The sequence below is a fragment of the Donghicola eburneus genome, from assembly GCF_900115865.1.
Classification (GTDB): Bacteria; Pseudomonadota; Alphaproteobacteria; order Rhodobacterales; family Rhodobacteraceae; genus Donghicola; species Donghicola eburneus.
Genome location: NZ_FOXY01000001.1, coordinates 468271 through 492883, shown reverse-complemented (window position 1 = coordinate 492883; position 24613 = coordinate 468271). Strand labels below are relative to the sequence as shown.

The window sequence follows — 24613 nt, the reverse complement described above, 5'->3', positions numbered from 1 at the left end:
AATGTCAGCCCAGTGTCGCAAGAGCAGGAAAAGTTTCCAGCAGCCAATAAGAGAACCGCGAGAAGCCACCTGTCAGCATCAGCAGACCAATGGTCCACAGCAGCAAGCCCATGATCCGCTCGATCTGCTCCATATGGCGCTTCATCCAGCCCATAATCCCGCCCATTTGCGGCAGGAACGCCGCCACAATCAGGAACGGCAGGCCAAGGCCCAGAGCATACACCGCCAACAGCGTCGTGCCCCGCGCAACGCTCGCCTCGCTGGCAGCCAGCGACAGGATTGCGCCGAGCTGCGGGCCAATGCAGGGCGTCCAACCGAAGGCAAACGCAAGGCCAAGGATATAGGCACCGAACGCCGACCCCCCCTGATCGCCAACATCAATCCGCGCTTCGCGGCTTAGAAAGCCAATCCGGATCACCCCAAGGAAGTGCATGCCGAACACCATCACGAGGATGCCCGCGCCGGTGTTAAAATACCCTTGGTACGACAGAAACGCCCGACCCACCGCCGAGGCAGCAAAGCCGAGCAGAAGAAAGACCGTCGACAGACCCAAGACGAAAAAAAGCGCGGCCAGCAAGGTCCGCCCCCGGGCACTGCCGTCCTTGGCCATGTCATTCAGGCTGACGCCGCTCATGTAGGCCAGATACGGCGGTACAATCGGCAACACGCACGGGCTCAGGAAACTGATCACCCCGGCGGTCAGCGCAACGATCATGGCGGGCAAAAGCCCTGCATCAAAGAGGTCGATTCCGAACATGATCTCTCCTTACCGCATCTGGTGCGCGTGCGTCACGTCGCGACCTCTCACAAGTTTGTTGGGCGGGTCAATGCAGCCAAACGATCTACGCTGCGTCCGATTGAAAAAGGGCGCCCGCTTGGGACGCCCTTGGGATCGTTATACGCTCCACCAGCCAGTGCGTTTGGGCTTCGGCGGTTCATTCGACGGCTCTTCAGGCGCAATCTCGGGCTCTGGCGCAGAGGGTGCCGTATCCTCTTGAACAGGCGCGGGCACTTCGCTCACCGGCGCTGGCTGTTCGCTGACGGGCTCGGGCACTTCGACAGGCGTTGTGGTCTCGACAATGGGTGAATCGACAGGCGCTTCGGGGGCAGCAGGCTGCTCTTCGACAGCGGGCTCTGCAGGTTCCGAAGGGGCCTCAGGCGCAGGCTCTTCGGACGCGGGCGCGTCGCTCGCAGGCTGAGCCTCTTCCTTGGCCGGCTCTTCGGTTGCAGGCGCGGGCTCGCTTGTGCTGTCTGCGGCGGGCGCTTCTTCGGATCTGTCTGCGGCCTGAGCATTATCATCAGAGGTATTCTCTGATTTGCCCTCAGCGTCTTGCGACTTGGCCTCATCGCCCTCTTTATTCTTGCCACCACGGCGGCGACGGCGACGGCGCTTCTTGGGCTTGCCGCTGTCATCCCCTTCGGGCTTTTGCTCGGGCGCTTTCGCTTCGGCGGCTTCTTCTGTGGTGTCGTCCTCATCCGAGGGCTGGTCACTATCCGCGTCCAGCGCATCCATGATCGACGTATCTAGCGTTTCCGCCTCGGGGACAAAGCCACCGATCACACGGACCGCCGTCTTAAACTTCTCGATCGAGAAATCAGGGCTGATCAGGTTGCCGTCAACCTCGATCCGAACAGCCATGCCGTAGCGGTTCTCGATCATCGCCATGTGTTCACGCTTGTGGTTGAAAAGGTAGTTCGCGATCTGCAGCGGTACCTTGACCAAGGCTTCTTTGCTGCGGCCACGAACGCCCTCTTCCTCGAGCTGACGCAGGATTGCCAACGCTACGTTATCATCCGAGCGCAGCAGACCTGTGCCGTGACAATGGGGGCATGGCTGGGTGGTCGCCTCGATCATACCCGGACGCAGACGCTGACGGCTCATTTCCATCAGACCAAAGCCCGAGATACGGCCCACCTGAATGCGGGCGCGGTCGGTCTTGAGCTTGTCCTTCATCCGCTTTTCGACGGCGGTGTTGTTCTTGCGCTCGTCCATATCGATGAAGTCGATGACGATCAGACCGGCCAAATCGCGAAGACGCAGCTGGCGCGCCACCTCTTCGGCGGCCTCAAGGTTGGTCTTCAGCGCGGTCTCTTCGATCGAGCCTTCTTTGGTCGCCTTGCCCGAGTTCACGTCGATCGCCACCAGCGCCTCGGTCACACCGATCACGATGTAGCCGCCGGATTTTAGCTGGACGGTCGGGTTGAACATGCTGCTCAGGTAGCTTTCCACCTGATAGCGGGCGAACAGAGGCATCCGCTCGTTGTAGTGCTTCACGTTCTTGGCGTGGGACGGCATGATCATTTTCATGAAGTCCTTGGCGTTGCGGTAGCCGCGATCGCCTTCGACCAGCACTTCATCAATCTCGCGGTTGTACAGGTCGCGGATCGAGCGTTTGATCAGATCGCCTTCTTCGTAGATCTTGCAGGGCGCGACGGATTGCAGCGTATTCTCGCGGATCTGTTCCCACATGCGCTGCAGGTATTCGTAGTCGCGCTTGATCTCGGATTTGGTGCGCTGCGCGCCTGCGGTGCGAATGATCAGGCCAGCGCCAAGCGGCACGGCCAATTCTCCGGCGATCTCTTTCAGCTTCTTGCGGTCAGCCGCATTGGTGATCTTGCGGCTGATGCCACCGCCACGCGCCGTGTTGGGCATCAAGACGCAATACCGACCAGCAAGGCTGAGGTAGGTGGTCAGAGCCGCGCCTTTGTTGCCACGCTCTTCTTTCACGACCTGCACCAGCATGATCTGGCGCACCTTGATCACTTCTTGGATCTTGTAACGGCGAGCGCGGGGCTTGCGCGCGGGGCGAATGTCCTCGGACTCGTCCTCTTCGGCGACCGATTCAATCTCCGATTTGGGGTCTGCGTCAGACTCCTCTTCGGTTTCTTCGACGGCTGCTTTCTTGGTCGACTTGCGCGGGCTACGCTTAGGCTTCGACGGCTGCTTGGCTTCGCCTTCGTCTTTGGCCTCCTCCTCCGCTTTCGGAGCGTCGTCAGATGTCTGAGCGTCGTCGGCGTTGGTCTCTTCGGATGCGCCCTCTTCCTCGTCATCAAGGTCGATGGTTTCCATGCCAGAGATTTCGCGGGTTTCTACCGCGTCATCGCTGTCATCGTTGCGCGCAGCCTGAGCCGGACGCGGACGGTCATCGCCATCTTCGTCCTTAGCCTCTTCTACCGCTGAATCTTCTGCTTGGGTCTCTTCCGCTGCCTGCTCTTCGACCGGAGTGTCTTCGACTTCTGAGGCAGGCGCTTCTTCAACAGACGCTTCTTCAATAGCGGTCTCGACTGCGGGCGCTTCCTCAGCGGCAGGTTCCGCAGATGCCTCTGCTTCGGCAGGAGCCGCCTCGGCTTCAGCGGGCGCCTCTTCGGCAACCGGCGCATCAGCGACAGGTGCTGCGGGCTCTTCGACCGCTGCAGGCTCTACGGCATTTTCGGACGAGGCAGCTTCAGCAGGTGCTTCGGACTTATCCTCGGCTGCCTGGTCTTCGGTAGACGCGTCAGTCTTGGCCGCTTCGGGCTTGTCCGACTTCTTCCGGCGCGAGCGGGACCGCGACCGCTTGGGGCGATCGTTCTCTTCTTCGTCGTCGGATTGCTGTTCAGCGGCCAGAGCGCGCTCTTCGGCCAAAAGCGCTTCGCGATCTGCAACCGGAATCTGGTAGTAATCGGGGTGGATTTCCGAGAACGCCAAGAACCCGTGGCGGTTTCCGCCGTAATCTACAAATGCTGCCTGAAGAGAGGGTTCGACCCGTGTAACTTTTGCTAGATAGATGTTGCCAGCAAGCTGGCGTTTGTTTTCGGACTCAAAGTCAAATTCCTCAACCTTGTTTCCGTCAACCACCACGACGCGGGTCTCTTCCGCGTGGGTGGCGTCGATGAGCATTTTCTTTCCCATGGTATCTCTTTGCACAGTCCATCGGGGTCCGGAACATGCCGGACGCGCGCGGTGTGGCTGTGTTTTGTAAGGGCGAGCGGAAACGCGCAAAGAGTGGGCGCGGATTGCGCCCTACACTTCACTAAACTTACGTTTGCGCGTTTCATCGCGGTTCTTCTCCGACGCCTTGTGGCGCCATGTTTATGGCCCGTCGCTGTTCGCGTGCCGGGCTGATTTCTTTGGACCTGTTTGCAAGTCCCAAGCGGTTCCGTCGGAAAGGGCGGCTCTGGTAGGCGCGCGGCCTTTGCGGCGAGAAAACTGTTCAGAACGCAGAGAATGCGCCTGTTCTTCCACCTTAAAGGCGAAATTCCCGAAAAGACAATGAATAAATTGCCTTTGAACAAGTCGCTTACAGATAATCGGCGCGCTGAAGACCGTATTTGGCCATCTTTTCGTTCAGGGTCCGACGCGGAAGGCACAACTCGTCCATCACGCTGGCGATCGAACCCTTGTGGCGGCGCATGGTGTTGTCGATCAACATGCGTTCGAATGCCTCGACATATTCCTTGAGCGGTTTGCCTTCGGTCGTCACCACGGGGCGCAAATCGTCATTATCCGCCATCAAGAGGCTGGCGATGGTGCCCGATCCACGGCGCGACTGCAGAACTGCGCGCTCGGCAACATTGATCAACTGGCGCACGTTGCCGGGCCAAGGCGCCTGCAAGAGCTGCGCCGCCTCTTGGGCGCTGGGCTCGGGCGCATCACAGCCGTATTCATCGGCGAACTGTTCGGCATGGCGGTTGAACAGGGTCAGAATGTCTTCGCCACGATTGCGCAGGGGCGGCAGAGTGATCCGCAGGGCGGCCAAGCGGTAAAACAAGTCGTTCCGCAGAGCGTCTTCGACTGTCTTGCCCTGCTCTTGCATGTTGCAAATCCCGATGATGCGGGTCTCGGCCGGCGTGCCTTGCTCATTGATAAAGGACAACAGTCGGGCCTGAACTGTATCGCTCAGCGTTTCGATGTCTTCGAGAACGAGTGTCCCGCCACGGGCCTCTTCGACCGCAGGCAATTGGGTGTCTTCGGGCTGCATCGGGCCAAACAGGCGTTTGGTGAGCGTATCTTCGTCATAGGCAGAGCAGGACAACAGAACGAATTTGCGCCCCGCCCGACTGCCGACCGCGTGCAGCGCGTGGGCCGTCAGGGTTTTGCCGGTACCCGTTTCGCCATCGATCATGACATGACCATCCGCCTGACCCAGATCGAGGATGTCCTCTTTCAAACGGGTCATATCGGGGCCTGTGCCGATGATTTTGTTCATCAGCCCTGCCCCGTCGGACAGCTCCCGCCGCAGTGCGCGGTTGTCCAAAACCAGACGCCGCTGGTTCACAGCCTTGCGGGCAATCTCGGTCATCTTGTCTGGATTGAACGGCTTTTCAAGGAAGTCGAACGCGCCCAAACGCATCGCTTCGACCGCGATCGGCACATCACCGTGCCCTGTGATCATGATTACCGGCAGGCTGCTATCGTTGCCCATCAGCTTTTTCAGCAGACCCATACCGCCGATGCCCGGCATTTTGATGTCGCTGATCACGATGCCCGGATAGTCGCTGCCGATCTTGGTCAGCGCATCCTCGGCCGAGGAAAACGTCTCTGTGTCGAAGCCAGAAAGCGCCAGCCACTGGCTAATGGACTGACGCATATCCTGTTCGTCATCCACAATGGCGATCTTAATCACTTGCGACATAGTTTACTCCGCGGCTTCAATATCTTCGAGGTAGATAGGTAATTGCATTTCAAAAACAGCCCCCCCGCCTTCGGCGTTCCGGGCCGTCAGGCGCCCGCCAAGGTCCGTGACAATCCCAGACGAGATCGCCAAACCAAGACCGACACCTTCGCCAGGCTGTTTGGTGGTGTAAAAGGGTTCGAACAATTCATCGAGATCTTCGATCCCGTGGCCATTGTCCCGCACGGTCAAGGTCGCCGTCTCGCCTGCACTCAATAGCACATCGACGCGCGCATCTGTCCGCCCGCCAACAGCATCCAATGCATTGCGCACGAGATTGATCATGACCTGCTCGATCCGCACGCGGTCGCCCATGACGACCACAGGGTTTTCAGGCACAGCCTTTTCCAGACGCACCCGGCCTTGGCGCAGTTGCGGCTCCATCATGGACAGGGCCGAGGACAGCGCTTCTTTCATATCAACCGGTTGCAGCTGGTCAGAGCCCTTGCGAGCATAGGATTTCAACTGCTTGGTAATCGCACCCATCCGCTCGATCAGATCATCAATGCGCTGGATCGAGGCCAGCGCCTCCTCGGCGCGGTTCCGGCTCAGCAGCAGGCGCGCACCCGCCAGATAGGTCTTCATCGCAGCCAGAGGTTGGTTCAGCTCGTGACTTACTGCCGCGGACATCTCGCCCAAAGCAGCCAGTTTCGACGACTGTGCCAGTGATTGCTCGGTCACAGCCAGTGTCTCCTGAACGCGCTCGCGTTCGGCGATCTCTCGCTGCAAACGCAGGTTCAGGGCGCGCAGCTCTGCACTTTCGCGCTGTACCAACATCACCCGCGTGGCGTTCTTGCGGCTCAGAAAATAAAATCCAAGCGCAAGCGCGATCGCAAAGGCCATGATTTCCAGCGCCAGAACGCCATTCACTTTCTCGCGAACACTGCTGTAATTGGTGTAGGTAACGATATTCCAGCCACGGAACGGGATCCGGCCAGACAGCCGCATCACAGCTTCGCCGCGCAGGTAGACGTCGTTCACATCGCCTGTCCACTCGGCGGTCGCCTGCAAAGCGCGTTCGATCGCTGTCGTGGCAGGCTGCCGTTCCAGCGCTGCATCTTCGCTCAGGCCGCGCCACTTGGGTTCGGTGGCCAGAATGATCTGGCCTTCGCTATCCGTGACAATCACCGCGTCGGTGATCCCCGCCCAAGCGCTTTCGAATTTGCCCAAGTCTGCTTCGACAACAATCACGCCGATGGGGACGCCGCCCTCCTCGATCCGGCGGGAATAGGCGAATACGAAAGCCCCCGTGGGACGCAGGGTTTTGGTAAAAACGGTCCCGTTCGAGCGCAAAGCTTCGACAAAGTAATTCGAGTTCCGGTGTGTGCTCCCAAGACGTTCCCGCGCCGTTGCCGCCACGGTCCGACCGTCACGGTCCAGCAGCATCAGGGACGCAGCCCCGATTTCATCTACGAACGAAATCAGACGCTGAGAACTGCGCGAGAAATCTTGCGAATTAAGCGCCCCAATCAAGGATGGATCGCGCGCCAAAAGCTGAGGCACAATGGCGTTGCGGCGGAGCTCACTCAGCAACTGGCCGGAATACAAGGCAAGACGAACCTCGGCCCTATTTTGCGTAGTCTCGATAAAGCGCGAGGTCAGCCAAACCTTGGTGCCCCAGACAATCGCCACGGCCACCAAAAGCAAAAGCGCCACCGCAAAGCGGGTCACCCAGACCCGTTTGCGATGACGCAAGGAACGTGGTTTTGTCCGAGCGGCTTGGTTCATGGTCAAAGACTATGCCAAGCCCCCCTGAGCCTCAAGTCAGGCAGAAACAAAGCCGTCGATCAGTGTGCGGAAAAGCGCCTGTCCATCGGCACTTCCTTGCAAAGGCTCAATCGCCCGCTCGGGGTGCGGCATCATCCCCAGAACGCGGCGGTTCTCGGAAAAGACACCGGCGATGTCGCCAGCCGACCCATTGGGGTTGTCGGTGTAGGTGAATGCCACCTGACCTTCGCCCTGCAGTCGAGCCAGCAGCTCGTCATCGGCGCGGTAGTTGCCATCGTGGTGCGCGACGGGAATGGTGATTTCAGCGCCAGCCGCGTAGCCGCTGGTGAAATCAGTTTCCGCATTCTCGACCTTCAGGCCAACAGGCTTGCACACGAACTTGAGGTTGGTGTTGCGGATCAGCGCGCCGGGAACCAGACGGGTCTCGGTCAGAACCTGAAAACCATTACAGATCCCAAGCACATAGCCGCCGCGGTTCGCGTGATCGACGACGGCGCGGCAGACCGGCGAGTTCGCCGCAATCGCGCCGCAACGCAGATAGTCACCGAACGAAAAACCGCCAGGAATGCCAATCACGTCGACATTTGCGGGCAGCTCTGCATCCTTGTGCCAAACGCGAACAACCTCCGCGCCAGCGCTCTGGAATGCAACCGCGAGATCGCGGTCACAGTTCGATCCGGGAAAGGTGATGACTGCTGCGCGCATCAGACCAGCTCGATCTCGTATTTTTCGATCACGGTGTTTGCCAGCAGCTGTTCGCACATCTGGGTCACGGTCTCTTCGGTGGTGCCTTCGGGCAGATCCAGCTCGATCACTTTGCCCTGACGCACACCGCCAACGCCGTCAAAGCCCAATGCACCAAGAGCGTGGCGCACAGCCTCGCCTTGCGGGTCCAGAACCCCTTCTTTCAGCATCACATGAACGCGCGCCTTCATGGCAGTCTCCTCGGCATGTCGCTTGGGGGCATGGCCCCGTCAGTCTTTGGTAAAGTCAAATGGCGCTGAGGGGACCCCAGCGCCACGAGTATTAGTTGACGGCTACGGGGCCGGTGCCGTTGTTGCCCTCGGGGATGATCCCCAGACGGCGGGCCACTTCGGCATACGCATCGGTCAGGCTGCCCAGATCGCGGCGGAACACGTCCTTGTCCAGCTTCTGGCCGGTCTTCAGGTCCCAGAGGCGGCAGCTATCGGGGCTGATTTCATCCGCCACGACCAGACGCTGGAAGTCACCTTCGTACACGCGGCCAATCTCGATCTTGAAGTCCACCAGACGGATGCCGACGGCCATCATCACGCCCGACATGAAGTCGTTGACGCGGAGCGCAAGGCTGACGATGTCGTCCATGTCCTGCTGGCTGGCCCAACCAAAGGCCGCGATGTGCTCTTCGGACACCAGCGGATCACCCAGCTTGTCGTCTTTGTAGCAGTATTCCACGATGGGACGGGGCAGCGGCGTGCCCTCTTTGATCCCCAAACGCTTGGAGAGCGAGCCAGCCGCGTAGTTGCGGACGATCACTTCCAGAGGAATGATCTCGCAAGAACGGCAGAGCTGCTCGCGCATGTTCAGACGACGCAAGAAGTGCGTCGGGACACCGATATTGTTCAGGCCGGTCATAAAGAACTCGGACAGACGGTTGTTCAACACGCCCTTACCGTCGATCACGTCCTTCTTCTCGGCATTGAAAGCGGTGGCGTCGTCTTTGAAATACTGAACGATAGTGCCCGGCTCGGGGCCTTCGTACAGAATTTTCGCCTTGCCTTCGTAGATTTTCGTGCGCCGTGCCATGAGCTGTGTCGGTCTCCTGAGTTTGGCCCGAACAAGGGCCTTAAAGCGCCCTCATAGAGCAAGCCTTGGAATGTCGCAAGACGGGGTGTCACCTATCCATGCAGTCAGGCGGAATCAGGGCGCTAACATGCTAGGCTTTTCAGGCAGCACACAGGAGGACCCGATGGGACTATTTGATGACCGCCAGCGCGCGTTTGAAGCGCGTTTCGCCTACGAAGAGGACAAAGCGTTCCGCGTGTCGGCATTGCGCAGCCGCATGATGGCGGCTTGGGCTGCGGACCTGATGGGCAAAACGGGCCCCGAGGCGCAGGACTATGTCAACAGCATTGTTCACGATCAGGTCTGTGCGCCGCGCGACCTGGATCAATGTGATACACTCTTGGATCGCCTGAGCGATGATCTACAGGACGCCATTTCTGCGGCAACCTTGGCGGTCAAGATGGACGCGATCGACGCCACCGCCCGGCAAAAGGTAGACGACGGCGCCTGACGCCAGCCCATCACAAGCGCGACACCCCAGACCGAGTGTCGTTTTCCGGTATGGCGGCAACCCCTTCATGATGTTTATGACGATTTCAGATTTGATCCCGTCGCCAATCCGTGGCACCCGCTGGAAAACGAACACACAGGACGACACATAATGACCGATGCGCTGACCAAACTGCTTTATGAACGTGACTGGCTGATGGCCGACGGAGCGACGGGCACCAACCTATTCAATATGGGCCTGTCTTCTGGCGACGCCCCCGAACTGTGGAATGCCGACGAGCCCGAAAAGATCAAAAAGCTCTATAGCCTTGCCGTAAATGCGGGCAGCGACATTTTCCTGACCAACTCGTTTGGCGGCAATGCCTCGCGCCTGAAACTGCACAGTGCTGAAAACCGTGTGCGCGAATTGAACCGTCTGGCGGCTGAACTCGGCCGTGAAGTGGCAGATGCCGCTGGCCGCCCCGTGATCGTTGCAGGCTCTGTCGGCCCGACCGGCGAGATTTTCGAACCAATGGGGCCCCTGACCCATGCCGCCGCCGTCGAGATGTTCCACGAACAGGCCGAGGGCCTGAAGGAAGGCGGCGCGGACGTGCTATGGCTTGAAACCATCTCTGCCCCCGAAGAATACCAAGCTGCTGCCGAAGCCTTTGCGCTGGCGGGCATGCCTTGGTGTGGCACCATGAGCTTTGACACCGCAGGCCGCACCATGATGGGCGTCACCAGCCAATCGATGGTCGACATGGTGAACGCGCTGGACAACAAGCCGCTGGCGTTCGGCGCGAACTGCGGCGTTGGCGCGGCGGACCTGCTGCGCACCGTGGCGGGCTTTGTCGCGACTGGCACCGAAATCCCTGTGATCGCCAAGGGCAACGCGGGCATTCCCAAATACCACGATGGCCACATCCACTATGACGGCACCCCCGAGTTGATGGGCCAGTACGCCGTTCTGGCACGGGACATGGGCGCGCGGATTATCGGCGGATGCTGTGGCACCATGCCCGAGCATTTGGCAGCCATGCGCGCTGCGCTGGAAAACACACCCAAAGGCCCGCGTCCGACGCTCGAAGATATCGCCGAAAAGATGGGCGGATTCTCTTCGGCCAGCGACGGAACAGGCGACCAGAGCGATGCACCTGCCCGTTCGCGCCGCAGCCGTCGTCGCAGCTAATTAACAGAAGTCGGTGAAGTGATCGGGAATGTCGTAAATGCACAGCCCGATCACAGATTTACGACAGTAAAACCAAAGAAAATCGCAGCGCCTTCGGGCCCCATCTCTTTGCAAGGATACGCGCCATGTCGGAAGAAGACGACATCATCCTCTCGGAACTGAATGACGAGGAACTGGTCGAACAGATGATGGACGACCTCTATGACGGTCTCAAGGAAGAGATCGAAGAGGCCGTTAACATTCTGCTCGAACGCGGTTGGGCCCCCTACGACATCCTGACCAAAGCGTTGGTTGCAGGCATGACCATCGTGGGCCACGATTTCCGCGACGGCATCCTGTTCGTTCCCGAAGTGCTGCTGGCCGCCAACGCGATGAAGGGCGGCATGGCCATTCTGAAGCCTCTGCTGGCAGAAACCGGCGCGCCGCGCATGGGCAAGATGGTCATCGGCACCGTCAAAGGCGACATCCACGACATCGGCAAGAACCTTGTTGCGATGATGATGGAAGGCGCTGGCTTTGAAGTGGTCGATATGGGCATCAACAACGCCGTTGAAGCCTATCTGGAGACGCTGGAAGCCGAGAAGCCCGACATTCTGGGCATGTCCGCTCTGCTGACCACCACCATGCCATACATGAAGGTCGTGATCGACACCATGCAGGAGCAAGGCATCCGCGACGACTACATCGTTCTGGTCGGTGGTGCACCCCTGAACGAAGAGTTCGGCAAGGCGATCGGCGCTGACGGCTACTGCCGCGACGCAGCCGTTGCGGTCGAGATGGCCAAAGACTTTATCGCGCGTCGTCACAACCAGATGAACGCCTAAGCGTCATCCACGCTAAAATGGTTTTGATTAAAAGCCGCGCTTGCAAAAGCGCGGTTTTCTTTTTGCGCGTTATGTAAGTTTTACATACCTTTGACACCACCAAAGTGATGCTCTAAGCAACGATAAAATATAACATTCACAAGTCGTTAATCATTATCAGAATAAAGATATTCTGGGAGCACGAGTGTCATGTCTACAACCTTCAATGCGATCTATCTGGGCCAGCATGCGCTGATCGACCCGACCGAAGGGAACTATAGCGCCGAAAATGCAGGCGCGCTTGTTGGCATGACCTTTGGCGGCGAAAATGACGCTTTGGTAAACGACTTTGTCGAGATCGCGCCGGCTGGATTTACCGGCGACTACTACAATCAGGACAACTGGGAAGCGACCGAGCCCTTTACGGTCGACGGCACCAATCAAGCCAACTTCGACGCGATCGTCGCTTACAATGCCACCATCACTTATGTCGATGGGACGACGGCGGATATGGTCGTCGCGGTGTTTCAAGACACCAACGGCGAAACGTATATGGCGCCGTTTTCTGGCGCAGGCCCCTCACAAGACCAGCTCGAGGTCAAACCGATCCGGTCGCTCACGCTGAACTCCGTCAACAAGTCGGACTACAACGGCATGACTGCCGACCGTCAGACGTGGAATTACGCGGTGTGTTTTACCGCTGGAACGCTGATTGAGACAGCGACGGGCGAGCGCCCTGTCGAAACCCTGCGCGCAGGCGATCTGGTCAAGACCGTGGATCACGGCCTGCAACCCCTGCGCTGGATCGGCAAGAAAGAGGTCGAGGCCTCCGGCGCCTTTGCCCCCGTTCGCTTCTCGGCGGGCGCCATGGGCAACAAACGCGCGATCAGCCTGTCACAGCAACATCGCGTGCTGCTGTCCGGTTGGCAGACCGAACTCGTCTCTGGCGCAAGAGAGGCCCTGACCGCGGCCAAAAATCTTGTTACCGGAAGTGACATCATCTTGCAGGCCGGCGGGAGTGTCACCTACGTGCATCTGCTCTTTGACAGGCACGAAATCATCTATGCTGAAGGGATGCCAAGCGAAAGCTTCCACCCCGGTGACAAGTCGTGGTCCATGCTCTCTCGCGCGAGCCAATCGGAAATCATCTCTTTATTTCCGGAGATTAGGTTCTTTGGCGCCGACGGCTTTGGCGAAGTCGCCCGTCCAGTGTTGCGAGGATACGAAGCAAAGCTTGTTCAGAGCATGCTAAAACCCAAGACTGACGCTACGACACCCGCCCTCATGCACTAATTGCAAAAACGTAAATGCATCTTTCCTAAATTTAGCCACAATTAGTTAATACCTCCGGACGTACTGATTAACTTTAGTGCGAGTTTCCGTTGTGGCGACGACGTTTAACGTTCTATTTCTGGGCAATCTGGTCGACCTCGATACCAACGAGGGCAACTATGTTGCGGAAAATGCGGATGCTTTGGTCGGGATGACCTTCGGCTCGCAGGACGCGCCGATCCAAGACAGCTACTACGAGTTTTCCAAGGTTTCGAACCAAAACGGGTACTACCGCACGGACAACTCCGGCCGGGGCGATACTTACGACGACTTCCGAGTGACTGCACAGGATGGGACGTCTTATGTGCTCGAGATGGACTCGACCGTCGTCTACAACGCAACCCTGACCTACATGAACGGCGAAACAGCCCAGATCACGGCTGTTGTGTTCCAAGATCGGTATGGCAACACCTTTCTCGCGCCCGAATACAGCGAAAACCAAGACCAGACCTACCTCGAATATCGCGGCATTCGGATGGTCACGCTGGACTCGCTCGAAAATGACTCCTCTCTTGGCCTGAACGAAGACCGCCAAACCTTTGAATTCGTGACGTGCTTCACCAAAGGCACTATGATCCTGACCTCCAACGGCGAACGCCCAATCGAGGATTTGCGCCCCGGTGACATGATCTGGACGATGGATGACGGTCTACAGCCCCTGCGCTGGATCGGCAGCAAAGACGTCGACGGCACGGGCGATCTGGCCCCCATCGAGTTTGCGGCGGGCAGCCTAGGGTCTGAGCGGGTTCTCAAGGTTTCTCCAAACCACCGGATGTACCTTTTCGGGGCATCGCTCGCCCTGCACTTGGGCGAAGAAGAGGGTCTGGCGATGGCCAAGCATATGGTGAACGGTGCGGATGTGCGTGTCGCGCCGCAGGCCAAAGTCACCTACATGCACATGATGTTCGACCGTCATCAGATCGTACTGGCCAACGGCGTTCTGGCCGAAAGCTTTCATCCCGGCGACTATGCGATGACCTGCCTGACCGACGAAGCGCGGATCGAGGTCCTCAGCCTCTTCCCCGAATTGGTTGATCGTCCTGCCGCGTACGGGACAACCGCGCGCTTTGTGATGAAGCGGCACGAGGTTGCCGCAATCCTGCGCGATGTGGTCGCGACCACACCTTGGAAGCCGTCGGAGTTTGCCTTAGCGTCGTGATCCAGATTTATCCGCGCACAGGTGGCCCATGGCGATCACGCCAAATGATTCCGACCTCATTTACTCTGATGTTGCCCTGCAGACAGGCACCAAATCGGTTCTGCTGATAGCCTGTGGCGCCTTGGCCCGCGAGGTTCTGGCCATTTGCCAGGGCAACGGCTGGTCGCACATCACCGTCACGTGCTTGCCCGCGATTCTGCACAATACGCCGGAAAAGATTCCCGCAGCCGTCAGCGCCGCTGTTGAGAAACACCGCGCGTCCTATGACACGATTTATGTGCTCTATGCGGACTGTGGGACCGGCGGTCTGCTGCAGGCGACATGCGCAGAGCTCGGCGTCGAGATGCTCCGCGGCCCGCATTGCTACAGCTTTTTCGAAGGGAACGCAGCCTTTGCAGCGCGGGACGAATTCACAGCGTTCTACCTAACGGATTTTCTGGTCCGCCAATTCGATGCTTTTGTCTGGAAACCCCTTGGGCTCGACAAACATCCATCGCTCAAGGACATGTACTTCGGAAACTACGAAAAGCTGGTCTACCAAGCGCAAACCGATGATCCGGTCCTGACGGCTAAAGCCGAAGACTGCGCCGCGCGCTTGGGCTTGCCATTCGAACGGCGCTTCACTGGATATGGCGATCTGGCCAATGAAATGCAGGAATTTGTCGGCAGCGCTTAGGTTGCTGCCGCTGCGCTGCTTTCCTTGAGGCGCTGGATCATGGCACGCAGGCCATTTGACCGCTGCGAGGACAGGTTTTCCTCGAGTCCCAGACGTGTCAGTTCCGCCTTGGCATCGACCTGCGCGGCTTCGGCCGGTGGCAATCCGGAATAGAGCGTGTGTAACAAGGCGATCAGACCGCGAACGATCATCGCGTCACTGTCGCCTTGGAAATCGAAACGGCCCTCTTTGACCTCTGGGTGGATCCATACTTGGCTGGCGCAGCCGTCCACCTTGGTCGCGGGCACCTTGAGCGCATCGTCCATCGGGGCCATGTCCTTGCCCATTTCGATAACCATGCGGTACCGGTCCTCCCAATCCTCCAGAAACTCGAAATCCTCGACAATTGCTTCGAATGCTTCGGTTGCCATGGGTGCTCCTTTCAGGTCCTGAGTGTGATCTAAGTCCTGCAGGGGCCAAGGTCCAGCCCGCAAAGGCTTTTCAACGCAGACAGGATCGGTTAGCCCTGTGATCAATCAATTCTCAGAGGGCTTGTTTCGATGTTCCGCACCCTGCCTGTCGCTCTTTGCGCCGTATTGCTGGTTTCTGGCTGTGGCAGCCGGCTCAATCCCATGAACTGGTTCGACAGCGGACCGAGTGGCCCTGCTGATGCGGTTGCCGTTTCGGACTCGGATATGTCCGAGATCATGGAAGAGGCGACCGCCCTGCCGCTGGTCGCTGGTCTGAAATCGCTGAACGCGGAGCCTATCCCTGGGGGCCTGATCCTGCATGCCGTCGGCGTTTCGGCCCGTCAGCAATACCACAGCGCCGCGCTCGTCCCCGTACCGACAGACGAAGCAGGCGTGATGCTGTTCGATTTCGTTGCCCTGCCGCCGGATGTGGCGACCCGCGTGGGCACAGAGCGCAGCCGCGAACTGACTGTCGCGACCAAGCTGACCAACCGCGGACTCGAAGGCATCCGGACCCTGCGCGTGCGCTCTTCCGCGAATGTATTGTCGGTTCGCCGCTAACATCTGCTAACACCTAGAAATATCAAAGGGGCCCTCTAGGCCCCTTTTTTCGTGGTGTCCTACCAAAGGGTCACAGTTCGATAATACGAACCTTCTCGCCCTTGGCCGTCAGGGCAATCTCGCCATCGCACAGACGCAGGGCGTCATTGCCGAACACCTCTTTGCGCCAACCGCGCAACGCCGCCACATCGCGTTGACCTGCGGCAATCGCGTCCAGTTCATTGGCCGAGGCGATCAGCTTCTGCGCCACGTCGGACTCGGCAGTCTTGGCCTTGAGCAGTACACGAAGGAGATCGGCAAGCGCCGGATTAACCTTGAGCTTGTCGTTGCTGTCCGCGACCTTGGGCATGTCCTCGGGCGGGCAATTCACGCCGGCTTTGACGGCGGTTAGAATACCATCCGCGATTTCCCCTTTGCGGGCTTCGCGCAACAGAAGTCGTGACCGGCCCAGATCCTTATGATCGCTGGGCTTAGTCGAGGCCAGCTCGAGGATCGCGTCGTCCTTCATGATCCGGCTGCGGGGAATGTCGTTTTTCTGGGCATAAGCCTCGCGGAAGCGGGCCAATTCGCGCACGATCGCCAGAAACTTGCCCGAGTTGGTGCGCGTCTTGATCCGCATCCACGCATCATCAGGGTCGGTGATGTAAGTTTCCGGCGTTGTCAGCGTGCTCAGTTCCTCGGACACCCATTTCGACCGGCCCGAGCGCTGGAGGCGTTCGTTCAGATATTCATAGATATCGCGCAGATGGGTCACGTCTGCCAGCGCATAGGTCTTTTGTGCGTCGGTCAGCGGGCGGCGCGACCAATCAGTGAAGCGCGAGGTTTTGTCCAGAGACTTCTTAGGGATTTTGCGGACCAGCGTCTCATAACCCACTTGTTCGCCGAAACCGCAGACCATGGCGGCGACCTGCGTGTCGAACAGAGGATGGGGAATAATCTGACGATCCACGTAGAAGATTTCCAGATCCTGACGGGCCGCGTGGAAGACTTTGACCACGCCCGCGTCCTCGAACAGGGTATAGAGCGGCGACAGGTCCAAGCCATCAACCAGCGGGTCCACCAGTACCGCGTCGTTCTCACCATCACCGCGGTAGGCCAGCTGGATCAGACAGAGCTTCGAGTAATAGGTGCGCTCGCGCAGGAACTCGGTATCAACTGTCACGTAGGGCGTTTTTGCCGCCGCTTGGCAAAACGCTTCCAGCTCTTGGGTGGTGGTGATGGTTTTCATAAACGCAATCTTCTTGTTCTTGGGTCGCGGTGCAGGCTAAAGCCGCGGACCGCGGCTTGCCAAGACGGTGCGCGTAATTATTTCAGTTGCTCGGCAAAGCGCCGGAAAACAGCAGGATAAAGCGAATGTTCTGCCGTCAGAACACGCGCTGCCAGATCGTCGGGCGTGTCGCCTGCGTGGATCGGCACACGCGCCTGACCCAAAATCGGACCATCATCTAGCGCAGGGGTCACCATGTGGACAGTAACGCCAGCCTGAGTGTCGCCCGCTTCGATCGCGCGCTTGTGGGTGTGCAGCCCCTTGTACTTGGGCAGCAGCGAGGGGTGGATGTTCAGCATCCGGCCCTGCCACTTCTGGACGAATTCTGCGGTTAGCACGCGCATGAATCCCGCCAGACAAATCACGTCGGGGTTCGCCGCCAGCAGCGCCTCGTGCAGTTTGGTTTCAAAGGCCGCGCGATCCTCGAATTCTTTGTGATCGACAACCGCGGTCTCGATCCCCATATCGCGCGCTTTGAACAGGCCGCCAGCATCGGGGCGGTTCGACATCACCAGCACAGGGCGTGCGGGGTGGTCGCCGGTCATGGACTCGGCCAGGCGGACCATATTCGATCCGCCGCCTGAAATCAGGATGGCCGTCCGGATCAAAGCAGAGCGCCCTTGTAGCTGACGCCTTCGCCCGCCACCACAGTGCCGAGGGTGTAGACCGTTTCGCCCTGCTCTTCGAGCAGCGCTTTCAGTGCGTCCGCCTCATCTGCCGAAACCGACAAGATCATGCCAACGCCGCAGTTGAAGGTCTTGAGCATTTCTTTTTCCGCGATGCTTGCGGTGTCCGCCAGCCACTCGAACACAGCGGGAAGTTCCCATGCGTTCAGGTCGATCTCTGCGCCCAAGCCCTCGGGCAGAACGCGGGGCAGGTTTTCGGTCAGGCCGCCACCGGTGATGTGCGCCAGTGCGTGAACGCCGCCCGCTTTGACCGCAGCAAGGCACTGCTTGACGTAAAGACGGGTCGGCGCCAGCAGAGCTTGGCCCACGGTTTCACCTGTCGCAAAGGGGGCTGCGTCATCCCACTTCAGGCCAGCCACATCCACAACGCGGCGAACCAGAGAATATCCGTTCGAGTGTACGCCGTTCGAGGCCAGACCCAGCAGAACGTCGCCTTCGGTGACGCCAGCGGGCAGATCCTCGCCACGCTCCATCGCGCCGACGGCAAAGCCCGCCAGATCGAAGTCGCCATCGCTGTACATGCCGGGCATTTCGGCGGTTTCGCCGCCGATCAGGGCACAACCGGACTGTTCGCAGCCTGCTGCGATGCCGTTGATGATGGTGACCGCGTCGTCCAGCTCCAGCTTGCCGGTGGCAAAGTAGTCGAGGAACAGCAGCGGCTCTGCGCCCTGGCAGACCAGATCGTTCACACACATTGCAACCAGATCGACGCCGATGGTTTCAAAGTAACCGGTATCGATGGCAATCCGCAGCTTGGTGCCCACACCGTCGGTGGCCGACACCAGAATAGGATCCTCGTAGCCCGCGGCTTTCAGGTCGAACAGAGCGCCAAAGCCGCCCAGACCTGCCATGACACCGCTGCGCTTGGTGCGGGCCGCTGCCGGTTTGATACGGTTCACCAGCTCGTTGCCTGCGTCGATGTCCACACCAGCGTCGGCGTAGCTCAGCCCATTCTTGCCATCGGTCATGAGGAGTCCCCTTGTTTCGCGTTAGCGTGGCGATACCCAAATGCCGCGCCAAGGGCAATGGCACAGATGCCGGAACCGCGCTGAAATCCCGCGAAAACCACTGCCGGATGCGATCCTGTTTTCCAGTTCACCTGCCACTTGACGTCATTGGCCGCGATGAATAGGAGTTTGCGCACTGGGGGCCTGTAGCTCAACGGTTAGAGCAGAGCGCTCATAACGCTTTGGTTGCGGGTTCAAATCCTGCCGGGCCTACCAGTGAACCTGTCTACGGAACGCGTGTCCTTGGGACACTGCAAGATCGAGCACAGTCCATCTCTCAAAGCGTGTTTGCCTTGAACGTCAGGTAGGGCGACGCACCGAATACAATCGTATGCGATGGCACATCTTGATCTTTGATATAGGCATTGGCCGCGATGATGACATTGTTCCCGATCCGACTTTTGCCCAAGATCTTTGATCCCGACATCATGTTCACGCGTTCACCGATTTCGGGGAAAATTCCCTTGTTGTTCCCAACCGTACAATTCTGCCCAAAGCTGAAATGGTTGGAGTATTTGGCCCGCCCCATAACTGTGCCAACGGGGTGATCCAGCAAGAAGATATCTGGCATCTCGACTTCATAGTAGAGGTCGAGGCCGTTAATCGCTTTGTTCAAGAAGTACAGCTTGTCGCACAGCGTTCGTGCCGCTTCTCGCCTCTCCTTGCGAAAAATGCTGTTGGCAAGAAAATAGAGAAAGATGCACCACTGGCCGGAATGATACGGTGAAAACCGGACTTCACCGTTGTGATGATAATACTTGTTGGTGCTTGCAGCGAAGCAGGTACGCACCCTTTGCTCTGTGTCTGGGTACTACAGGTCGAGCAACTCTTTCTCTGTTTCATTAATGAAGAACAGGTTGTCGACCTGATATGACACCAACTCGTGGGTTAGATTCCGGTCCATGTCCTGTCCAGCTCCTAGAAATAGATTTTGAGCAAACCAGTACAAAATAAATTCGCTTAAGCAAATGCGGCCTTCGCCGACTGGCCGGTTCTACAGTACCGCAGCGCAAGTATAGCCTTTCCTTGCACAAAAGCCGCGTGAAAGATCGACGCGCCGCCTATCTCCGCAGCACAGGCAAAAAGTTTGGCGGACCGACGCCTGTTTGTGTCCCAACATTTACAAACGCCCGTTAATCTCTGATCCAACAAGGAAAACAGAGGGGCACACATGTTTTCATTACAGGGAAAGACGGCCCTTGTGGTCGGGATCGCCAACGAACACTCCATCGCCTATGGGATCGCCAAAGCGCTCAAGGACGCGGGCGCCGAGCTTGTGCTGACCTATCTGAACGCTAAGGCACGCCCCTATGTTGAGCCGCTGGCCGAGGCGCTGGGGGCCAAGTTGTTTATGCCGCTGGATGTGACGAACGCTGACCAGCAGGACGCACTGTTTGCCGCCATCAGCGACACCTGCGGCGGCGTTGACATCATGGTGCATTCCATCGCCTTTTGCCCCGCCGAGGATTTGCATGGCCGCGTCACCGACTGTTCGCGAGATGGCTTTTTGCAGGCGATGGATGTCTCGGTGCATTCCTTCTTGCGCCTGATCAAAGCGGCCGAGCCGCTGATGCCGGATGGTGGCACCTACATGACCGTCAGCTATTACGGAGCGGAAAAGGTGGTGGACCACTACAACATCATGGGGCCGGTGAAATCTGCACTCGAGTCGGTGACGCGTTACACCGCCGCAGAACTAGGCCCCAAAGGCATCCGCGTGCACGCCTTGTCCCCCGGCCCTTTGGCCACCCGTGCTGCCAGCGGGATCGACCACTTTGACCAGCTCTTGAATGATGCGGCAGACCGCGCGCCGACCCATCATCTGGCCACGATCGAAGACGTCGGCGCCTGCGCCGCGTTTCTGGCCAGCGACGGGGCCAAGAACATGACCGGCGGTGTTCATATGATTGACGGCGGCTACTCCATCCTCAGCTAAGCATAGCGCCCGAAAGGCAAATTTATGACCGTTCTGAAAAATACGCCCTTTGACGCGCTGACCATCGGCATGCAGGCAGAGGCAGAGCATCTCTGCGTGGCGGACGATTTCTACGTCTTTGCCCATAGCTCGGGCAACCTGAACCCCATGCATTTGCCCAAAGAGGACGGCGACGGTGATGGCCGCCCCGAAGCGGTGGCGCCGTCGGCTTGGGTCGGCGCACTGATCTCTTCGGTACTGGGCAATCGCCTGCCAGGGCCCGGCACGATGTACGAGAGCCAAACCCTGAACTGGACCGGCCGCGCCCATGCGGGCGACATTCTAGTGGCCACGGTCACGCTCACGGAAAAGATGGACGGCAACCGCGTGCGCTTTGACACCTCGGTCGCGATCAAGGGCGGCGCGACGATCCTGACGGGCGAAGCGGTCGTCATAGCGCCAACCGAACTGCGAAGCTATGACCTGCATGACATTCCCGGTCTGCGGGTCCAGAGCCATGTCCATTTCGACCGCCTGCTGCAACAGGCCGAACCCCTGCCCCCGATCCCAACCGCCGTGGTTGCACCAGAAGAGGCGAACAGCCTTGGTGGGGCCATACTCGGGGCCGAACACACGCTGATCCGCCCGATCCTGGTCGGTAGCCAAGCCAAGATCGAGGCTGCCGCCGCAGAGATTGGCGCGGACCTAAGTGGGTATCAGATCATCGACCAACCCTCCCACACCGAGGCCGCTGCGATGGCTGTCAAACTGGTGCACGAGGGCCAAGCGAATGCTCTGATGAAGGGCCATCTGCACACAGATGTTCTGTTGTCGGCGGTGCTGAAATCCGGCACAGGTCTGCGTATGGGGCGCCGACTGAGCCATGTGTTCGTGATGGATGTCCCCAGTCTGGATCATCTGCTGTTCGTGACAGACGCCGCGATCAACATCGCCCCAGACCTGGAGACCAAGGTCGACATCATCCAGAACGCGATTGATCTGGCCATTGCGCTGGGAATCGAGGCCCCCAAGGTTGGCGTCCTTTCTGCCGTCGAGACCGTGAACCCCAAGATCCCCTCGACGCTCGACGCGGCCATTCTGTCGAAGATGGCGGATCGCGGTCAGATCCGCGGCGGGGTTGTGGACGGCCCGCTGGCCATGGACAACGCAGTCGACATCACTGCCGCACGGATCAAGGGCATCAAGTCCGCGGTCGCAGGGCATGCCGAAATCCTCGTCGCGCCGAACCTTGAATCGGGCAACATGCTGGCCAAGGAGTTGACTTTCCTTGCTGGGGCCGAGGCAGGCGGGATCGTTCTTGGGGCCCGCTGTCCGATCATCCTGACCTCGCGATCCGACGATGACAAAGCACGCCTTGCCTCTTGCGCGGTGGCGGCTCTTTATGCGCGGAAGGTGCCCGTATGAGCGTCCTGTTAACTCTGAATGCGGGTTCCAGTTCGATCAAATTCTCGGTCTACCCGGCAGGGGATGGCGCCGCCCTTGCCCACGGTCAGATCGAGCGGATTGGATCAGACGAAGGCCGTATCGAATTCAACCACGGCAACCAGCAGACCCGTACCGACGTGGGCCCAGTGGATCACGCCGGCGCCTTGAACCGTATCCTTGATGAAATCGGAACCCACCTGAAGCGAAGCAAGATCATCGCGGTCGGGCATCGGATCGTCCATGGCGGACCAGATTTTGACGCTCCGCAACAACTGACGCCAGAGGTGATGACACGGCTGGCAGAGTTCGAACCGCTGGCACCGCTGCATCAGCCCCACAATCTGGCGGGCGTGCGCGCAGCGATGTCTGCTTTTCCAGATGCACTGCAGATCGGCTGCTTTGACACAGCATTTCACCGCCATCACCCATGGGTAAATGACACCTTTGCCCTGCCCCGCAAGTACTATGACCAAGGCGTGCGGCGTTATGGGTTTCACGGCCTGAGCTATGATTTCGTAACCGGCCGTCTGGCCGAGATTGACCACCATGCCGCCCACGGCCGGACCGTGGTCGCGCATCTGGGCAATGGCGCGTCCATGTGTGCCATTCTAGACGGGAAATCCATCGGATCGACCATGGGGTTCTCAGCGCTCGACGGTCTGCCCATGGGAACACGGTCGGGGCAATTGGACCCCGGTGTGCTGCTCTATCTGATGGACCACGAAGGCATGGATTCCACCCAGATTACAAACCTTCTCTACAAAGAGAGCGGGCTGCTTGGCCTCTCGGGCCTCAGCAACGACATGCGCACACTCCAAGAGGCAGGCACCCCCGAATCCGAACAAGCTATCGCCTACTACACCTTCCGCATTCGGCGGGAACTGGGGGCAATGGCGGCGATCCTCGGCGGGCTCGACACGCTGGTTTTCTGCGGCGGGATCGGAGAGCATTCCACGCGCATCCGCGCCGAGGTGTGCAAGGGCATGGAGTGGCTTGGTATTCAACTTGACCCAGCCGCGAACGCCATGCACCTAAGCGTGATCTCCACGGGCCGCGCCACGGTCCGCGTGATCCCAACGGACGAAGAGATCGTGATCGCCCGCGCCGTGCGCGCCGCTCTCTAACGGGGCAGCACCAGATCGGCCATGAGCCCGCCCAATTCTGGGCTCTGGTCCAGCCGCAAGCTGCCCCCGTGCGCCCGTGCAATGTCAGTCACAATCGCCAACCCAAGACCCACGCCGCTGCCCTTGTTCTGGTTGCGCGCGGGATCGAGCCGAGAAAAAGGTTTGATCGCCTCGCCGCGCATCTCTGGCGCGATGCCCGGCCCGTTATCTTCGACCCGAAAACGCACGGATTTTTCGCCAATACGGCAGGATAGGTGCGCCTCAGTGCCGTAGCGCACCGCGTTCCCAATCAGGTTCTCAACTGCGCGGCGCACGGCGACAGGACGCAGGCGTGCCATCCCCTCGCCCTCGACAGGCAAGAGGGTCACGTTATGGCCAGAGCGCTCAAAACCAGACACGATATCCGCCGCCAGATCGGCAGGGTTCAGAAGCTCCGGCTCGCCCTCGCCCTCGCCCTTGGCAAAGCTCAGGAACTCGTCCAGCAGATGCTGCATCTCGTTGACATCGCCTACCAACTCGTCGCGGCTCTCGTCTTCGATCATCGACAGGCCGAGCTTCAGCCGCGTCAAAGGTGTCCGCAAATCGTGACTCACCCCCGACAGCATCAGCGTGCGCTGCTCAATCTGCCGCTCGATCCTCGCGCGCATCTCAAGAAAAGCATTGCCCGCCGCCCGAACTTCGACCGCTCCCGTAGGTTTGTACGGCACGTGCCGTCCCTTACCAAAGGCATCTGCAGCCACAGCCATACGCTTGATCGGGCGCAACTGGTTGCGCAAAAACGAATAGGCGATCAGCGTCATAAAGGCTCCCGCCACCACGGTCCAAACCAGCAGTTGGTGCGGGTTCGAGGCGCTGACCTTCGTGCGGTCAAAATTATAGACGCCAATCCCAGCCGGCATCGCCAGATAAAGCGAGACACGTTTGTCGTCGGGCAAATCCACTGCCAGAACTGTCGGCACCATCTGGTAGAGAACGTCCTGAACGATACTGCCAGAAAAATCGTAAAACCGCCGCCGCTCGGGCAGCGGGCCTGTCACATCCTCGGGTAACACACTGAATTGAAGCTGAAATTGCCGTGCAAGTGGGCGCCCCTGATCGATCGCGTCCAGCCGGTCGGGTGCGGTGATCTGGTCGGTAATGTAGTTCACCTGGAGCGCCAAGCCTTGGCTCAGCTGACGGGTGACATCCTCGAAGTGCCGCTGGATAAATGTTACGGACACCACGAGCTGCACCGTCAAAACAGGCAGGATGAGGATCAATGCGGCCCGACCATAAAGGCTGCGCGGCATATATTTTTTCAGCCAGAGAAACATATCCCTATTGCTAATCGCTTCTGCCGCGGTTGCAATCGCGGAAAAGACAGT

The 24613-nt window shown here is 59.1% G+C and carries 23 protein-coding genes and 1 tRNA gene; 11 read left to right on the top strand and 13 right to left on the bottom strand.

Annotated features, from left to right (window positions below):
• Positions 1 to 4: 4 nt before the first annotated feature.
• The 7 genes from BM225_RS02330 to purC form a co-directional block, all read right to left on the bottom strand.
• Positions 5 to 757, bottom strand: coding sequence for a cytochrome c biogenesis CcdA family protein (locus BM225_RS02330; protein WP_072706355.1), 753 nt, complete (start codon positions 755 to 757; stop codon positions 5 to 7).
• Between the two features lie 138 nt (positions 758 to 895).
• A complete protein-coding gene (locus tag BM225_RS02325) occupies positions 896 to 3892 on the bottom strand; it encodes a ribonuclease E/G (protein WP_072706354.1) in 2997 nt (998 codons plus the stop codon).
• 388 nt (positions 3893 to 4280) lie between these two features.
• Positions 4281 to 5615: a sigma-54-dependent transcriptional regulator gene (locus tag BM225_RS02320; protein WP_072706353.1), complete on the bottom strand. Its 1335-nt coding sequence runs from the start codon at positions 5613 to 5615 to the stop codon at positions 4281 to 4283.
• Between the two features lie 3 nt (positions 5616 to 5618).
• On the bottom strand, positions 5619 to 7382 hold the full coding sequence (locus BM225_RS02315; RefSeq protein ID WP_083595667.1) for a sensor histidine kinase: 1764 nt from the start codon (positions 7380 to 7382) through the stop codon (positions 5619 to 5621).
• A gap of 36 nt (positions 7383 to 7418) precedes the next feature.
• Positions 7419 to 8087, bottom strand: a complete 669-nt coding sequence (gene purQ, locus BM225_RS02310; RefSeq protein ID WP_072706351.1) for a phosphoribosylformylglycinamidine synthase subunit PurQ — start codon at positions 8085 to 8087, stop codon at positions 7419 to 7421.
• Complete coding sequence (purS, locus tag BM225_RS02305; protein ID WP_072706350.1) at positions 8087 to 8317, bottom strand: phosphoribosylformylglycinamidine synthase subunit PurS; 231 nt, start codon at positions 8315 to 8317, stop codon at positions 8087 to 8089. Before purS ends, purQ begins: the two co-directional genes overlap by 1 nt.
• Before the next feature lie 91 nt (positions 8318 to 8408).
• Positions 8409 to 9167, bottom strand: a complete 759-nt coding sequence (gene purC, locus BM225_RS02300) for a phosphoribosylaminoimidazolesuccinocarboxamide synthase (RefSeq protein WP_072706349.1) — start codon at positions 9165 to 9167, stop codon at positions 8409 to 8411.
• Between the two features lie 163 nt (positions 9168 to 9330).
• Between purC and BM225_RS02295 the strand changes: the two genes are divergently transcribed.
• From BM225_RS02295 to BM225_RS02270, 6 genes are all read left to right on the top strand, one after another.
• Complete coding sequence (locus BM225_RS02295) at positions 9331 to 9657, top strand: ATPase inhibitor subunit zeta (RefSeq protein WP_177218560.1); 327 nt, start codon at positions 9331 to 9333, stop codon at positions 9655 to 9657.
• Positions 9658 to 9807: 150 nt separating this feature from the next.
• Positions 9808 to 10824: a betaine--homocysteine S-methyltransferase gene (gene bmt, locus BM225_RS02290; RefSeq protein ID WP_072706348.1), complete on the top strand. Its 1017-nt coding sequence runs from the start codon at positions 9808 to 9810 to the stop codon at positions 10822 to 10824.
• A 125-nt stretch (positions 10825 to 10949) separates the two neighbouring features.
• The gene (locus BM225_RS02285; protein WP_072706347.1) at positions 10950 to 11648 is read left to right on the top strand and encodes a corrinoid protein; all 699 of its coding nucleotides are present in this window, start codon (positions 10950 to 10952) and stop codon (positions 11646 to 11648) included.
• A gap of 189 nt (positions 11649 to 11837) precedes the next feature.
• Positions 11838 to 12920: a Hint domain-containing protein gene (locus BM225_RS02280; protein ID WP_092463748.1), complete on the top strand. Its 1083-nt coding sequence runs from the start codon at positions 11838 to 11840 to the stop codon at positions 12918 to 12920.
• A 91-nt stretch (positions 12921 to 13011) separates the two neighbouring features.
• Entirely contained in the window at positions 13012 to 14118 is a 1107-nt protein-coding gene (locus BM225_RS02275; protein ID WP_072706345.1) for a Hint domain-containing protein, read from the top strand.
• Between the two features lie 28 nt (positions 14119 to 14146).
• On the top strand, positions 14147 to 14794 hold the full coding sequence (locus tag BM225_RS02270; RefSeq protein ID WP_092463745.1) for a DUF1638 domain-containing protein: 648 nt from the start codon (positions 14147 to 14149) through the stop codon (positions 14792 to 14794).
• Here BM225_RS02270 and BM225_RS02265 read toward each other — a convergent pair.
• A complete protein-coding gene (locus tag BM225_RS02265; RefSeq protein WP_072706344.1) occupies positions 14791 to 15204 on the bottom strand; it encodes a SufE family protein in 414 nt (137 codons plus the stop codon). The genes BM225_RS02270 and BM225_RS02265 overlap by 4 nt on opposite strands.
• A gap of 129 nt (positions 15205 to 15333) precedes the next feature.
• Between BM225_RS02265 and BM225_RS02260 the strand changes: the two genes are divergently transcribed.
• The gene (locus BM225_RS02260) at positions 15334 to 15804 is read left to right on the top strand and encodes a hypothetical protein (RefSeq protein WP_072706343.1); all 471 of its coding nucleotides are present in this window, start codon (positions 15334 to 15336) and stop codon (positions 15802 to 15804) included.
• 70 nt (positions 15805 to 15874) lie between these two features.
• Here BM225_RS02260 and rnd read toward each other — a convergent pair whose 3' ends face one another.
• The 3 genes from rnd to purM all read right to left on the bottom strand — a co-directional run bounded on the left by rnd (position 15875) and on the right by purM (position 18725).
• Positions 15875 to 17032 carry a ribonuclease D gene (gene rnd / locus BM225_RS02255; protein ID WP_072706342.1) on the bottom strand — a complete coding sequence of 386 codons (1158 nt, stop codon included), beginning with the start codon at positions 17030 to 17032 and terminating at the stop codon, positions 15875 to 15877.
• Between the two features lie 77 nt (positions 17033 to 17109).
• Positions 17110 to 17679, bottom strand: a complete 570-nt coding sequence (gene purN, locus BM225_RS02250; RefSeq protein WP_072706341.1) for a phosphoribosylglycinamide formyltransferase — start codon at positions 17677 to 17679, stop codon at positions 17110 to 17112.
• On the bottom strand, positions 17676 to 18725 hold the full coding sequence (purM, locus tag BM225_RS02245) for a phosphoribosylformylglycinamidine cyclo-ligase (RefSeq protein ID WP_072706340.1): 1050 nt from the start codon (positions 18723 to 18725) through the stop codon (positions 17676 to 17678). The genes purN and purM overlap by 4 nt, the downstream gene beginning before the upstream one ends.
• Before the next feature lie 179 nt (positions 18726 to 18904).
• On the opposite strand from purM, the gene BM225_RS02240 reads away from it, so the two are divergent.
• Positions 18905 to 18980, top strand: a tRNA-Ile gene (locus BM225_RS02240).
• Between the two features lie 61 nt (positions 18981 to 19041).
• Here the strand turns inward: BM225_RS02240 and BM225_RS21945 are convergent.
• Positions 19042 to 19380: an LbetaH domain-containing protein gene (locus BM225_RS21945; RefSeq protein ID WP_218157038.1), complete on the bottom strand. Its 339-nt coding sequence runs from the start codon at positions 19378 to 19380 to the stop codon at positions 19042 to 19044.
• Between the two features lie 555 nt (positions 19381 to 19935).
• On the opposite strand from BM225_RS21945, the gene fabI reads away from it, so the two are divergent.
• The 3 genes from fabI to BM225_RS02220 are packed head-to-tail and all read left to right on the top strand — an operon-like array spanning position 19936 to position 23249.
• Positions 19936 to 20700: an enoyl-ACP reductase FabI gene (gene fabI / locus BM225_RS02230; protein ID WP_072706339.1), complete on the top strand. Its 765-nt coding sequence runs from the start codon at positions 19936 to 19938 to the stop codon at positions 20698 to 20700.
• Positions 20701 to 20724: 24 nt separating this feature from the next.
• Complete coding sequence (locus BM225_RS02225; protein ID WP_072706338.1) at positions 20725 to 22104, top strand: bifunctional enoyl-CoA hydratase/phosphate acetyltransferase; 1380 nt, start codon at positions 20725 to 20727, stop codon at positions 22102 to 22104.
• Positions 22101 to 23249: an acetate/propionate family kinase gene (locus BM225_RS02220; protein WP_072706337.1), complete on the top strand. Its 1149-nt coding sequence runs from the start codon at positions 22101 to 22103 to the stop codon at positions 23247 to 23249. The genes BM225_RS02225 and BM225_RS02220 overlap by 4 nt, the downstream gene beginning before the upstream one ends.
• On the opposite strand, the gene BM225_RS02215 is transcribed toward BM225_RS02220, so the two are convergent.
• Entirely contained in the window at positions 23246 to 24538 is a 1293-nt protein-coding gene (locus BM225_RS02215) for an ATP-binding protein (protein ID WP_245780395.1), read from the bottom strand. The two genes, BM225_RS02220 and BM225_RS02215, sit on opposite strands and share 4 nt — an antisense overlap.
• Positions 24539 to 24613 lie beyond the last annotated feature (75 nt).